Below are 14,403 nucleotides of genomic sequence, written 5' to 3'. Positions count from 1 at the left end.
TAATTAAACAGTTTCTTGTTCAAGTTCATCTTCTACTGAAAATGCTTGAATAAAAGCAAATGTCGATTCTTGGTCTGTGCTATAAATCATGGCAGTTAACTCTTCTGGCAAGTGCATACCCAACATGAATCCAAAAATTTTTGCCAATTGCTGGGTATTTCCAAGATTCTGTTTTGTATATAAAAAATGATAGGTTTCAATCGCGGTTTCATTAAATTTATACTGTAATTTTTTCACCGCTTTCATATCCGTTGCATCATCTAACATCAATAAAAAGGGTTGTTCTTGATCATACTGATCTAAATTATTCAGTGCTTTAAGCTCTAAATGACGTTTCAACTCAGGCTCATGTGCCACCACTTGTAGCACTTTATTTGGAGTTAAACCTCGAACTTGAACGTCTGAAGCAGCCAAACACCAACTCGATGCAAACTCTGCAGCAATGTATTTTTCTTGTAACCACATCTTTTCATCAATCCATTCTTGGTCGATTTCAGAGTCAGCATTGAGAATCAAACTGACTTCAAACTTTTGTTTTGAAATCATCTCTAAAATGCTTAACCATTCTGAATAAGCGACTTGAGTGCCGATAAAATGTGGCTCGATATGAATTTGTTCGGGAATGATCGAAAATCCGTCAGATAGATACTGCTGAATAATTTGAGCATAATCATCATTCCATTGATGAATCAAATTATCAGCAAGCAAAATATGGATATTTAAACGATTTAAACGTGAAACTTGCTGTGCATTGTTCGCCAAATGTTCTGGATGTTCATCTTGCGTATAATCTGGATCCACCCAACCCGGATGCATACGGTACTGATATGCCAATTCACTATCATAAAAGAGTGCTGATTGCTTCAGATGCTCAGCAATTAAAAATAGACTTTCAACGTGTTGCTCTAGTTGTTGCTGAATAAGTGACTGGATTCGTTTTTCACGCATGGTGATGGCACTATATTCATCATCTGCTTCTTCATTAGTGAGTTCATCTAAATCTTTGATTCGAAATGAAAGAACAGGCAAACCGTATGCATTAAATAACTTATCATCGAGTTCAGGACTTTTGAATTGTTGAATATCTTGGATAATTTGTTCGTTTTCACCAAAACTATGCCAAGCCGCTGAAGAATAAACATTTAAACGAAATTGCTGTACATCAATAGGCTTCGGTTTTGCTTGTTCAATGGCCTCAAGTTGTTGTTGCTCAGCTTGTTCTTCTGCACGTTTTTCAGCTTCAAGTTTTTTTTCTTTTTGATGTTGAATGCCTTTATAAATCAAATAAGGCGACAAAATAATTGCACATAAAGCTAAAGGAAGAAGTAAAAAGTATGTGACTAAATCGAAAGCCGTCGGGTCATAGCCTGTATCTCGCCAGTAAAAAATCACGAAAGCAGTACACAAAACAAAAAGCGTACTAAAGGTTCCAATTATTAATTTCAGCATTATTATGAATTCCCCATTAAGGCATAACAGGTTTCTGTATTATCGACCTGTTTATTCGGCTGTAAAAATGCTCCCTGAGCTAAACCAATTCCGCTCAAAGAATTTAAACACACCGGTTTTATTTCTTCTTTTTGTAAAATTAAGCGCACATCCACCATTAATGTTGGACTGCACCAAGTTTGAATCATTTGTTTTAATTTTTGGCTGTGTGACTGATTCGGTAAAAATGTTAAATAATCTTCATGGTTTAAAGGTCCAATCACGATTTCAATTTTTTCGTCAATCTGTTGAATCTTTTCACCACAAAATGTATTTAGTCCCAATAAACTCGGCTGAGATCCACCTAAACATGTTCTCTGATCTTCTTCAAATACAAAAGTTTCAGGGATAAATTCTCGAATATCAAAATTCTGCTTAAAGATACAGTTCAGCATGGTTTTTAATGCATACGCTGTATTGTTTTGTCCCTGCATTAAACCTGAAAACTCAGCAAAATAATCATCTAAATCTGGCTGATCATGCTGGCTACGGATATAACCATTTAATGCATGTAAAATATCAAGATAGTGATTATCCTGCTCGATTTCATAACGAATAGGTAAATGATAATTTAAACTGGCATCAACATAATGTGCTGTTAATTTATGATTAAACAGCCCTAAAAACTTTTGAGTTTCGTGTCGCTGATGTCGCCCGCTGAGCTTAATCTTATTGGTATAACTATAAGGTAATGCACCTTGAATACCCGTTAAACCTACCATTAAATTTGTCAGTTCAACTTTCTCATCGTTGAACTCTAAACTTTCAATTTCAGTGTTCGGGAAGTTCAGATTAAGTGAACTATTAAACTCAAAGTCATTTGCCCAGTGAACTTGAGCCGCTCCATAAGGTGCATGTCTTAACAAACGAGTGGCTTGAACAAACTCGTAGGCTTTCGGTTCTTGGAAAAGTCCGTCAATTACAGAGCTTTCTTGCCACCAACGTTCTGCACGCATTGGTATAACTCCTGTTGACTATTTGCATCAAAAACCGAGACATCGACAAAGCTGTTCATATTGACTTTTAAATTAAAGATATGGGCCAGCAATTGACTAAATATATATAGGCTATGTCCTCTAAATATATCCGCATCGATATCGAGCTGTACTTTTAAACCTCTGACAAATAATGGAAATGGTTTACTATCCACAAGTTTCTGCGTAGTAGAAAACTGAATCTTTTTTATGGAGTCGATAATAATTTGGTTTTCTTTTGATTTAGGTAAATTATACAATTCCAAAAGTTCTTTAATATGAGAGACCGCATCGCCTTTCATTAAAGACATATTATTCAAAGATAAATGTGAAATGACCCGCCACTGTTCTTGTTTATTTTGCTCAAAATAATACGGTAACGACGGTCGTTTGAGCATCAGAGCACGACGTGCCAAATTACTATCATTCAGTGTTAATGCATTTTGATCTTTATTATAACTTTCGTAAGGTAACTCACGATTACTACATAGTAGTTCAGTACTAATAAAATCGGACTGAGTGCTATGTGGGTCTAGAGCACGAGATATGATTGAATAGTTTAATTCCTGATGTTTATTCTTCATCTGCTGCGGATTTAAACTATAAAAAAACTGGACTTTATCCTGATGATAATGACTCATTGCAAAAAAAGGCAGTACCGGATAATACACTTCATCTTGGTTACTTTTTTCACGCACCATATTCATTTTTAAAATGCTATAGGCTTGAAAATATTCAGGATGGTGTGCATCTGTCACCAATGGATATTCCATTCGCTTATGATTAATCTTTTGCGGCTCTGCTTGTTTATTGAAAAGATTAACAATTGGTGTAGCAAACAATTTAAAATTTGCAGCATTTAATTCAGAATAATTTCGAATCGCTGCTTGATCATTTAAATTGAGTTTAAAGTGCATTTGAACATCAAATTCACTATGTTCTAAACTTAAAAACTTAATGAAATCTAAATTTAGATTTAACAAATTGAATTTTTCAGGAACACAAAAATATTCCATCAATAAACGATATGCATGATGCGTATGTTGATCGATAGGTAGAACACTTTGAACTTCTTCAAAACCCATAATTTCAAATGGATTGGCAATATCAAAAATGTGCTGCCCCACACGAATCGAAAAACTCGTAGTGGATTTAAAAATACTATCCAAAACCTGTAAAGGAAAATTAGAAATAGCGTCTAAAAAGATCGGCAAAGTTTCATTTTTAAGTAAAGCGTGCTTATTCGAAAAAATTTCAAATCCTAAGCTCAATGTGGCATTTTGATTTAAATGCATATGTGCCGATGGATGAGTTTTGAAATTGAGCTGTTTTAATTGAATCGGTAATAAAGTGACTTCTTGTACCGTCTGATATTCACATTGAACACCACGCGTACTTTTGGCTTTTAGACTGGTCGCCTTTGGAATAACGTGTCGATCTGTTAATTGCTTAATTTTATTTATATCTTCGAAGCTCACCACAGAACATGCAGGAAATGGTTTTAAATATTGAGGAAACATCACCTCAAAAATTGAACGGGTAAAAACGTCATAACTATCTGCAAGTTTTTTGTCAATCCGTGCAGAAATTAGAGAAAATGCTTGAATTAAACGCTCAATATGCGGGTCATCTATTTGTTCTTGGTTTAAAGACAAACGCTGGGCGATTTTGGGGTATTTACTGGCAAACTCACGGGACTGTTGTCCAAATTCCTGTAGTTGTTTTTCGTAATACGGTAACAGCTCTTCAATCACAGATAACCCACTTCATTAAGTTCTTGGAGAAATAACATATTGTTGTGTTGTTGGTTTTAATAAGGCATCAAAAATAACTGGTTCGTATAAAGGATGAATATTTAAATATGCCTGAATACTTAAACATAGTGCCCCCATATTATGGCCATCCATGAGCATTTCGACTCGAATCTGTTTTAAACGCGGTTCATGTGCAGCAATCGATTGCTCAATTGACTGGCAAATTTTGTCGCGATCCGATGGATTTGCTGTCGATAAGCCCACAAAATCGATAATGCCAAATTGCAAAATAGACTTTTTTGCTAATGGAAAGTCATCAATCAGTTCATCTAATTTTGCCACACGACTATTGAGGAGATCCTCTAAATCGGAAGCAACAGATTCACGAAGTTCTTGCAAAGACAGACCTTGAGTCTGTTGAGCATCTGCTGGTAATAAGCGGTCAAATAATGTCGTTCTAAAACCATAAGGATAAAGCTGATCGAGATTCATATCTTCTTATAAATATTTAAAAAAATGAAAATAGAGGCTACCCAAGTTAGCCTCTATCTGAATCCATCTATTACGCTGCGTATGAAGCAGTGTTGTTAGATAATGACCACTTCTTAGTAACAGCACCTTTCGCAGTACCGTTAATATCTTGTTGGTTATATGTCCACTCTACTGCAGCATATTTCAAACCAAATGATTCGTGTGGAACACCTTCATCATTTACAGTCGGTGTCACGCTAGAAACCAACACATGTTTCAGTTTGATTTGAAGATATTTAATGCGTTTGTCGCCATTCGCACGGTAAAAATCAATTTGAACTTCATCAAATGTATAACCTGCTGAACATGCTTCCCAAAGTTTAGGGCTTGTCGCATCTAAATCTTTAACAAAAACCATGTCAGAATGTTCTACACGTTCTGCGGTGTGACCACCCACACTTGAAGATGTCGCAGATTTCGGCTGACGGATATTATGTGTCCAAGAGTTTACTTCCAACCAATTCTTGTGATCTGCATCACGAGATTCGCCGTCTACTTTGTACTTACCACGAAATTCAATGTATATATCTTTCATTGTTCTGAATACCTATTTATTTAAAGTTATTATAGTGTTGGCCCAAATTAATTTGAGGACTGAGGTAACTCGGTCACAAGTCGTAATGAAACAGACAACTCATCCAACTGGAAATGTGGTCTTAAGAAAACCACAGATTTGTAGTGACCAGGCAAAGCTGGATTTTCTACAACTTTTACAGAAGCTTCACGCAATGGATACTGAGCTTTAGCTTCTTGAGATGCACCATCATCAAGTAATACATATTGCGATAACCACTCATTTAAGAAGGTCTCAACATTACCTGCTGATGCAAAACTACCTACTTTGTCACGCATCATTGCTTTTAAATAATGTGCAATACGTGAAACTGCCATGATGTATTGGATCTGGCTAGACAATGCAGAGTTTGCATTAGCTGTATCGCTGTCATATTTTTTAGGTTTTTGCGTCGATTGCGCACCGAAAAATGCTGCATAATCCGTATTTTTGCAGTGTACCAACGGAATAAAACCAAGGTCACTCAGTTCTTTTTCACGACGGTCAGTAATGGCAATTTCAGTTGGGCATTTAAAGACCACTTCGCCATCATTGGTTTTGAACGTATGGACAGGCAAGCCTTCAACTAAACCACCACCTTCTACACCACGAATCGCAGCACACCAGCCATGCATATCAAAAGCATTGGTTAAACGTGTACCAAAAGCATAAGCCGCGTTCATCCATAAATATTCATTGTGGTTTTCGCCGGAAACTTCTTCAACGAAGTTAAAGCCTTCAGTGGAAATACCTTCTTTTGGATCATATGGCAAACGACCCAATACACGTGGCATTGTCAACGCAACATAACGTGCATCGTCACTTTCACGGAATGAACGCCATTGTACATATTCTGCTGTTTCAAAGATTTTAGATACATCACGCGGACGATCAATATCTGTAAAGGATTCTAGACCCAACATATTTGGGCTTGCAGCCGAAATAAACGGTGCGTGTGCAGCCGCCGCGACATGTGAAATTTGCTCAAGCAAATACATATCAGAAGGTGTACGGTCAAACTCAAAATCACCAATCAGTGTTGCATAAGGTGCACCACCGAATGATCCATATTCTTCTTCATAGATTTTTTTGAACAATGTGCTTTGGTCAAAATCGGTCGCACCTTGGAAATCTTTAATCAGCTCTTTTTTCGTCGTATTTAACATACGAATTTTTGTTAAAGAGTTTGAAGGTGTTTCTTGGCAGAAATAATACAAACCACGCCATGTCGATTCAATTTTTTGAAATTCAGCATGGTGCATGATTTTACTTAACTGAGATGAAATCAACGCATCAATTTCAGCAATACGCTTATCAATCGATAAAGTCATATTGTCCGAAACGGTGATGGTACCTGCCATGACTTCTTTGGCAAGTTCACCGATCAGACTTTTTGCACGATCATGTTCTTGATCTGTACGCGCAATACGACTTTGTTCAACAATTGAATCTAAAAGCGAATATTCTTCAGTTGCTTCAAGGTTTGCAGCAGTTGCAGAATTAAAATTACTCATTTTCTGCCTCCACACTCAACTTACGAATTTGATCAGTGTTATGTAACACTTCATCCAATAAATCTTCTAAGCGTTCATTATTTGAAATTTTATTACGCAAGTCAGACAGACGCTCACGCGCAGCAACTAACTTTTGTAGTGGATCAACCTGTTGTACAACTTGCTCAGGAGTAAAATCGGCCATGCTCTTAAATGTAAGATCTACCGACATTTTTCCACCGTCTTCAGTCAAGGTATTTTCAACTTGAAAATTAGCACGTGGCGCTAAAGACTCCATGACTTCATCAATATTATCTAAATCAACATTAATGAATTTCTTGTCTTTTAGTTTGGTTTTCTCTACTTCAGATGCCGCAGAGAAATCACCTAACACCCCTACAACGAATGGTAATTCTTTAATTTCTTTACCGTCGCCAACTTCAACATCGTAAGTCAATTGAACACGAGGAGGACGAATTCGTTGAAGTTTTTTCTGTACACTTTCACGTTTTGCCATGAGTGCTTTTCCTTGTTATTTATTTTTCAATGTATCGAAAGGTGAACCACTAGCAGCAGGTTTTTTCGCTGTAGTCTGCGGTTTTGCTGTCGTGGTGGTTTTCTTTTTACTTGCTGCTGTAGTCGTTTGTTTAGGCTTGGTAGACGCTGTATTGGTTCGTTTTTTAGTAGATATCGTCTGTTTAGATTTCACATTGCTCGTAGATTCAGCACTTTTTTCACGAACATCTGCTGCAGCAGACGTAGATTTATCAATCGTCGGCTGAATATAACGAATATTATCCGACAACACTTTGGCAGGAGAATAGGTCTGTTCATCTAGAGTACGATTTTCATTACTCCGCATATGATTCAGCGCATTATAAGAAATAGCGATACCTGCTAAAAAAGTGACATCAGTAAGTTCAGGCGACTGATAGTTCTTTTCTCGCAGCAGATTGACCGCTTGCAATGCTTTCAAATTGTAACCATTAGCTTGATATTTTTTGGCAATATCTACAAAAATTTCATTTTTTAAGTTCTCATTTTTCTTATTTTTTTTGTCACATAACTGATTATAAAAACCAATAATCTCTGGATCTGTATCACCTACTGCCAGTGGATAATTCTTTAAACAGGATTTTTTCACAGATGCCGCTTTATCTTTTGCAAAAACGGTTTGTGTTAAACTGGCTGCTAAAATTATAGGTAATAAAACACTAAATTTATTCAAAATTGCCTCTGTATTTCTACGTGCTAAAACTTAATTTATGTGGAGAAATCACCACTTATTTTCCCGTGGGTTTTCTCTTCATTTATCAAAATTAAAAATATGCTGCAGATTTAACAAAAAATAAGCACATAGAGTCAATACAAAAATATGCCAAATACTTCAAAGTTTGTCGACTATTTGTTTTTTTTTGTTTCATTTTATAAAAAAATCTTTTTCCTTTTTTTATTTAGTCTGTATTATATCGCCTAAAGCAAGACACTAATAATATATAAGGTGTTGATTTTAAAGTTTTTATTTTTATAGCAAGAAAAAAGAGATCACAGTCAAACTTGTAAAATTTCGTACTGTGAATTCTAAATTTGATGAGTTATTTATGAATAATTTAAAAGTTTTAATTACTAAACTTTCACCTCACGCCCGCATTTCACTCGAAAAGTCAGCCAATACATGTATTTCACAGCAAAATTATGAAATCGAAATTGAACATTTTTTACTCGAATTATTAACCTATAACAATAAAAATGACCTTCAAATACTCTTAGAAAAATACAAAGTTTCTGCAGATGGTTTGGCAGATGACCTCAAAGAAAGTATTGCTCAACTTCCAAAAGGAAATACGCGCACTCCTATTTTTGCCCAATCCATTGTGCGCTTACTTGAACAAGCTTGGTTATTAGCATCTGCTGAACAAGATCCACAAATTCGTAGTGGTCATTTACTTGTTGCGCTCCTTACCGCGCCAGATTTATACCAAATTGCAGCAAGAGCTTCTTCTCTTTTCGATTTATTACCTATCGATACGATTAAACATAAATTTTTAGATCTTTGCCTAAAAAGCATTGAAAATGAAGATTTAGCAACTGCAACACTTGATGAAAAATCAGCAGCACAAACGAATGCAACTACGCCAGTTAAAACACATGCTCTAGACCAATACACCATTAATCTTACTGAAAAAGCTAAAAATGGTGGCATTGATCCTGTGATTGGTCGTGAGTTTGAAATCCGCTTAATGCTCGATATTTTGATGCGTCGTCGTCAAAACAATCCGATTTTAACGGGTGAGCCTGGTGTTGGTAAAACGGCCGTTGTTGAAGGTCTGGCATTAAAAATCGCAACCAACCAAGTTCCAGATGCTTTAAAAAACGTCAGCATTCATACTTTAGATATGGGCTTACTACAAGCGGGCGCCAGTGTTAAAGGTGAATTCGAAAATCGCTTAAAACAAGTTATTCATGAAGTTCAAGCCTCTGCACATCCAATCATTTTATTTATTGATGAAGCACACACGTTGATTGGTGCGGGTGGTCAAGCAGGTCAAAATGATGCAGCAAACCTGTTAAAACCGGCGCTTGCACGTGGTGAGTTAAGAACCATTGCCGCAACCACATGGGCTGAATATAAGCAGTATTTTGAAAAAGATGCCGCATTAAGCCGACGCTTCCAATTAATTCAGGTTGAAGAACCGACTGAAGAAGTCGCAATCGATATGCTGCGTGCCATGATTCCCGTGATGGCAAAACATTTCAATTTACAAATTGACGATGAAGCTATCGTTACTGCAGTCCATGCATCACACCGTTATATCACTGGCCGTCAATTGCCTGATAAAGCGATTAGTGTCTTAGATACGGCTTCTGCGCGTGTTGCGTTAACGCAAAATGCACAACCTGTAAAATTGGATCAACTTCATGCTCAATTACATAATTTGAAGCTTGAATTGGCGATTCTTGAAAATGAACATAAGAATATTCCTATTCACCACGAACGCATTGAAAGTGTAAAAACACAAATATCCGCGCTTGAACAAGAAATTCAGTCGACAGAAACGCAGTGGAAAAAAGAACTCGAATTCGTTCAACAGATTAAAACGCTTGAACAAGAGTCCGAGCAAAAACCAGAAAATATTGAAACTTTAAGCAATATTCGTAACCAACTGGCAACTTTACAAGGTCAAACGCCGCTTGTTTTTGAGCGTGTGAATGCACAAATTATTAATGAAATCATTTCAGACTGGACCGGTATCCCTGTTGGGAAAATGGTTAATGATGAAATTCAGCAAATTTTGAAGCTTGAAGCACAGTTAGAACAACGTGTGATGGGTCAAGATTATGCACTGCATCAACTGGTACAAGGTATTAAAACCTCTAAGGCAAAATTGGAAGATCCAAATAAACCTCAAGGCGTTTTCATGCTGGTTGGCCCAAGTGGTGTGGGTAAAACCGAAACTGCACTTGCGTTAGCAAACGAGTTATATGGTGGTGAGTCACATTTAATCACCATTAACATGTCTGAGTATCAAGAAGCACATACCGTCTCGTCTTTAAAAGGCGCTCCTCCGGGCTATGTCGGTTATGGCCAAGGCGGCGTATTAACCGAAGCAGTTCGCCGTAACCCATATAGTGTGGTTTTACTCGATGAGATTGAAAAAGCACACAGCGATGTTCAAGAGCTATTCTACCAAGTATTCGATAAAGGGACTCTGGAAGATGGCGAAGGTCGTGTCATTGATTTTAAAAATACTACGATCTTATTGACTTCAAATGCAGGCTCAAGCGCCATTATGCAGGCCTGTTTAAATCAGCCAGTAGAAGAATGGCCGTCAGCAGAAGAACTTTTAGATGTATTAAAACCAGCTTTATATAAACAATTTAAGCCGGCATTTTTAGGTCGTATGCGTATCGTGCCGTATTTCCCATTGCACGATGATCTGCTCGTACGCATTATTCAGCATAAATTAGGCAAAATCACCGCGCGTATTGAAAAACAATATGGTACGCAAACACGTTATACCGATGATTTAGTCGAATTATTATTAAGTCGCTGTACTGAGGTCGATAGTGGTGCGCGTAATGTCGATAACATTTTAAATGCGACGGTCTTGCCTGCTTTAGCCACTGAATTACTCATGGCAATGAGCGAGCAAAAGATTCCATCAGTCATTGAAATCGATGTCAAAGACGATGAAATTATTTATGTTTTAGATCCTAAAAGTAAACCTGCGAAAAAACGCAGCAGCAAAAAGACTAAAACCTTAGAAGCATAAGCTAGGAACGATGTAGAATATGAGTTTAGAGCTCGACGCTTTATTGCAACCGATTACGGATGATTTACCTTGCGGTAGTGATTTTTCATTTTCCAATGATTTTCATGCAATTAAAAAAGCTAAAACACAAGATGACCCACTCTTGGATCAAGGCGACTGGATCGCAGAACCGAAACAAGCAGATTGGGGCTTTGTGCACCAAAAATCGTCAGATCTACTTCGCGAACAAACTAAAGATATTCGCTTATATGGTTGGTTGCTTGAAGCGTGGACTCACATTCATGGTTTTGAAGGGATTGCCAAAGGGATTGAACTTACACAAAAAAGTTTGCAAGACTTTTGGCTGCAGCTTCATCCTGAAATTGAAGATGATGACCTTGATCAACGTCTAGGTTTATTACAAGGGATAATTAATCAAATCCCAACATTAATTAAATCAGTTTCAATCGTTCATGGCGCGGCAGCTTATTCCCTATCCGACTATGATCGACTACTTCATGTTCAAAACCAAAGACGTAAATCCAACCATGAAGATGATGATCTAGAAGAGTCTTTTAATGGTATGGAACAGTTTGAACATGCCTTGTTCAATACGTCAAAATCAATTCAATACCAGTATTACCAACAGTTTTTAGATATTTTAAACCATTGGGAAAACTTAAAAACGACTCTTGATGATTTGATGGGTTTAGATGCGCCAAGCTTTGCTGGCATTGACTCTCAAATCGATATGATTCACTTGAGCTTGAAAAAAATCTATAAAGCAGATGCTTTTATCAATTCATCGAGCGCTGAACAGGTTCAATCAAATTCTCCAATTGAAAGCCAAACACTTTCCACTGTAACTTCCGTGCAGAATGATATGCAAATAATACAACAACAGCATACACAGCAATTTAAACCTCAAGTGCAAAATCATCTTGAAAACCGTGAACAAGCCATGAAAGTCTTGCAAGATATTGCGGACTATTTCCAAGTGAATGAGCCGCATAGCCCTGTCAGTTATATGCTGCAAAAAACCATTAAATGGTCACAAATGCCACTGCATGAATGGTTAACTCATGTGATTAAGGATGAAAACCCTCTTGAAGCTGTACAAGAAATGTTAGGTGTTCAGCAACAAAGTAATGAATCGAATAGCGACTGGTAAAAACAATGTTTAAAGCAGAAAAAATTTTATGGGGTGAAGGATTATTTTTACGCCCACAACACTTTCAATTACAAGATGCTTATCATGAACAGCGTTTAAACCATACGGTTCGCGCAACGATACCGTTCGCTTATGGTATTCAAAGTTTAATTTTTGATGAATCGCAACTCAGTACCAACACATTAGCTTTGAATAAAGTTGAAATGATTTGGCAAGATGGCGAGATTTATCAAGCACCTGCACAAGACTTATTACCTGAGCCTGTACTACTTGATTCATTAAATTTACGCGGTGAAATGCAAATTTATTTAGCATTACCGATCGTTCAACCGAATAAACGAAACGTCAATTTTGAAGAAAATACCCAATCGAGTCGCTATCATTCACATTTGACTGAAACTCATGATTTGTTTACAGATGCAACGGCTGCTGAAATTACCTTATTACGCCGCCGTGCAGAGTTCAAAATCTTTGAATTAGGCCAAGAACCACAGCACAATCTTGATGGTTTTCTTTATATGCCAATAGGCCGCATCAAGCGCCAAAGCTCTGGTAATTTTGTTTTAGATTATCAATTTATCCCACCAATATTACATATTAGTTCGTGTGATTCGCTGATTACTGGGCTTAAACGAACGCTCAATATTATCAAAGCTAAAATTAAAACCATTCAATCGAATAATCGTGAAAACGAACAAAAGTTAATTGAATTCCGTTCAGGTGATATCGTGTCATTTTGGTTGGTTAATGCGCTAAATACTGCGCATGCGACCCTGAACCATTTATTGCAATATCCACTGATTCATCCTGAACGTTTGTATTTTGAATTATTGCGTCTGACAGGTTCCTTGCTCACCTTCTCGACAGCTTACGAAGTAGATCAGCTTCCGCAGTATCAACATCATAATTTGCAAGAAAGTTTTGCTCAATTAGATGTGATTTTACGTGAGTTGCTCGATACGATTATTTCAAATCGATATATCAGTATTAACTTGAAAGAAACCCGTCAATCTTACTGGGTCGGCAGTCTTGAAAGTGACAAAATTACTCGTGATTCTCGCCTGTATTTAGCTGTTTCAAGTAGCGTGATGCCTACACATGACATTATTTCTTATGTACCGCTGCGCTTTAAAGTCGGCAATACTGTCGATGTTGAACAGCGAGTCATGGCGGCATTACCTGCTGTTCCATTGCAACATATGATGCAAGTGCCAACAGCAATTCCAGTTCGTTCAGGTGTGAGTTATTTTGAAGTTGAGCCAAATAATGATTTGTATCAGCGTATGCTTGATTCTGAATCGATCTGCGTTTACATACCAGCTGGTTTCCAAGATATCTCGATTGAACTTATTGCAGTGATGAATGGTTAAGGAGCAATCATGAATATTTCAAATAATGCCCCTTCACTTTTTGACGACGGTCAAATTGGATTAGGCTCTTCAAAACCAAGTGCTGAACCGAAAATCAACAGTTCAACTAATTTAGTTGATCTACTGCATGATGGTTTTTACATTGTTTTCTTACTCAAAAATCAATATGTTCCATCAAGCCCTGAAAGCTTCAGGACAAAAATTATGGATCTATTAAACCGATTTGAAAGCCAAGCTCGTAAGCTTCAATTCAGCAATGAAGATATCACGGACGCAAAATATGCTTATTGCGCTTTACTGGATGAAACCATTGTCACCCAACAAGATGCTCGCTTTTTTGATTTACAAAACAATTGGATGATGAATCCACTGCAATTAAGTCTTTTTGGTTCTCAGCTAGCTGGTTATCGTTTTTTTGAAAATTTAGAGCAAATTCGTTCTAAAAATAAAGATCGATTAGCTGCACTTGAAGTTTATCATTACTGCATGCTCCTTGGTTTTCATGGTAAATACCGCCTTGAATCGATTGAAATGCTCAATTCACTCGTTGCACGTGTCGGCGATGAAATTGATTATATGAAAGGTAAAAAGGCGTTTTCGCCTTTCGCGGCATTACCGGATCAAATTAAAAACATTATTCACCGTGAATTACCATTTTTTTGGATCATTATCTTTTGGGCTTTGTTTGCTGTATTAGCATTTGGTGGACTGAGATATATGTTATCTAGCCAAAATAATCAGGCGTTATCACAATATCAAAACGTCATAACTGCCCCATCGGAACAGGCTTATATCACCATTCATTTACCATAAGAC

Annotated in this window: 12 protein-coding genes; 4 read left to right on the top strand and 8 right to left on the bottom strand. The window is 37.1% G+C overall.

The genetic code is table 11. The features are described 5' to 3' along the window. Positions 1-3 precede the first annotated feature (3 nt). The 8 genes from FTU05_RS12495 to FTU05_RS12460 form a co-directional block, all read right to left on the bottom strand. Positions 4-1,449 (bottom strand): hypothetical protein, encoded by a 1,446-nt coding sequence (locus FTU05_RS12495; RefSeq protein ID WP_180012032.1) that lies wholly within the window; start codon positions 1,447-1,449, stop codon positions 4-6. 2 nt (positions 1,450-1,451) lie between these two features. After that, positions 1,452-2,444, bottom strand: coding sequence for a type VI secretion system baseplate subunit TssG (gene tssG / locus FTU05_RS12490; protein WP_180012030.1), 993 nt, complete (start codon positions 2,442-2,444; stop codon positions 1,452-1,454). Continuing rightward, entirely contained in the window at positions 2,408-4,216 is a 1,809-nt protein-coding gene (tssF, locus tag FTU05_RS12485; RefSeq protein ID WP_180012028.1) for a type VI secretion system baseplate subunit TssF, read from the bottom strand. Before tssF ends, tssG begins: the two co-directional genes overlap by 37 nt. Positions 4,217-4,231: 15 nt before the next feature. Beyond that, positions 4,232-4,708, bottom strand: coding sequence for a type VI secretion system baseplate subunit TssE (tssE, locus tag FTU05_RS12480; protein ID WP_180012026.1), 477 nt, complete (start codon positions 4,706-4,708; stop codon positions 4,232-4,234). A 70-nt stretch (positions 4,709-4,778) separates the two neighbouring features. Beyond that, positions 4,779-5,282: a type VI secretion system tube protein Hcp gene (locus tag FTU05_RS12475; protein WP_180012024.1), complete on the bottom strand. Its 504-nt coding sequence runs from the start codon at positions 5,280-5,282 to the stop codon at positions 4,779-4,781. 47 nt (positions 5,283-5,329) lie between these two features. Then, entirely contained in the window at positions 5,330-6,814 is a 1,485-nt protein-coding gene (gene tssC, locus FTU05_RS12470; protein WP_180165536.1) for a type VI secretion system contractile sheath large subunit, read from the bottom strand. After that, entirely contained in the window at positions 6,807-7,310 is a 504-nt protein-coding gene (gene tssB, locus FTU05_RS12465) for a type VI secretion system contractile sheath small subunit (RefSeq protein WP_078193364.1), read from the bottom strand. Before tssB ends, tssC begins: the two co-directional genes overlap by 8 nt. Positions 7,311-7,325: 15 nt before the next feature. After that, positions 7,326-8,021 (bottom strand): hypothetical protein, encoded by a 696-nt coding sequence (locus tag FTU05_RS12460; protein WP_180165535.1) that lies wholly within the window; start codon positions 8,019-8,021, stop codon positions 7,326-7,328. Positions 8,022-8,394: 373 nt separating this feature from the next. On the opposite strand from FTU05_RS12460, the gene tssH reads away from it, so the two are divergent. Genes tssH through icmH form a run of 4 tightly spaced genes read left to right on the top strand, consistent with a single transcriptional unit; the run spans position 8,395 to position 14,400 of the window. Further along, the gene (tssH, locus tag FTU05_RS12455; protein WP_180165533.1) at positions 8,395-11,067 is read left to right on the top strand and encodes a type VI secretion system ATPase TssH; all 2,673 of its coding nucleotides are present in this window, start codon (positions 8,395-8,397) and stop codon (positions 11,065-11,067) included. A 19-nt stretch (positions 11,068-11,086) separates the two neighbouring features. Beyond that, the gene (gene tssA / locus FTU05_RS12450) at positions 11,087-12,217 is read left to right on the top strand and encodes a type VI secretion system protein TssA (protein ID WP_180114219.1); all 1,131 of its coding nucleotides are present in this window, start codon (positions 11,087-11,089) and stop codon (positions 12,215-12,217) included. 5 nt (positions 12,218-12,222) lie between these two features. Then, positions 12,223-13,587 (top strand): type VI secretion system baseplate subunit TssK, encoded by a 1,365-nt coding sequence (gene tssK / locus FTU05_RS12445; protein ID WP_078193368.1) that lies wholly within the window; start codon positions 12,223-12,225, stop codon positions 13,585-13,587. 9 nt (positions 13,588-13,596) lie between these two features. Then, entirely contained in the window at positions 13,597-14,400 is an 804-nt protein-coding gene (gene icmH, locus FTU05_RS12440) for a type IVB secretion system protein IcmH/DotU (RefSeq protein ID WP_111885479.1), read from the top strand. Positions 14,401-14,403: the final 3 nt, after the last annotated feature.

The sequence above is a fragment of the Acinetobacter sp. YH12049 genome (genome assembly GCF_013419875.1).
Classification (GTDB): domain Bacteria; phylum Pseudomonadota; class Gammaproteobacteria; order Pseudomonadales; family Moraxellaceae; genus Acinetobacter; species Acinetobacter amyesii.
This window is presented reverse-complemented; position numbering and strand designations above follow the sequence as displayed.

Coding starts and splice junctions, on each gene's coding strand:
- FTU05_RS12495 (WP_180012032.1), bottom strand. CDS start 1,449: ATGCTGAAATTAATAATTGGAACCTTTAGTACGCTTTTTGTTTTGTGT.
- tssG (WP_180012030.1), bottom strand. CDS start 2,444: ATGCGTGCAGAACGTTGGTGGCAAGAAAGCTCTGTAATTGACGGACTT.
- tssE (WP_180012026.1), bottom strand. CDS start 4,708: ATGAATCTCGATCAGCTTTATCCTTATGGTTTTAGAACGACATTATTT.
- FTU05_RS12475 (WP_180012024.1), bottom strand. CDS start 5,282: ATGAAAGATATATACATTGAATTTCGTGGTAAGTACAAAGTAGACGGC.
- tssC (WP_180165536.1), bottom strand. CDS start 6,814: ATGAGTAATTTTAATTCTGCAACTGCTGCAAACCTTGAAGCAACTGAA.
- tssB (WP_078193364.1), bottom strand. CDS start 7,310: ATGGCAAAACGTGAAAGTGTACAGAAAAAACTTCAACGAATTCGTCCT.
- tssH (WP_180165533.1), top strand. CDS start 8,395: ATGAATAATTTAAAAGTTTTAATTACTAAACTTTCACCTCACGCCCGC.
- tssA (WP_180114219.1), top strand. CDS start 11,087: ATGAGTTTAGAGCTCGACGCTTTATTGCAACCGATTACGGATGATTTA.
- tssK (WP_078193368.1), top strand. CDS start 12,223: ATGTTTAAAGCAGAAAAAATTTTATGGGGTGAAGGATTATTTTTACGC.
- icmH (WP_111885479.1), top strand. CDS start 13,597: ATGAATATTTCAAATAATGCCCCTTCACTTTTTGACGACGGTCAAATT.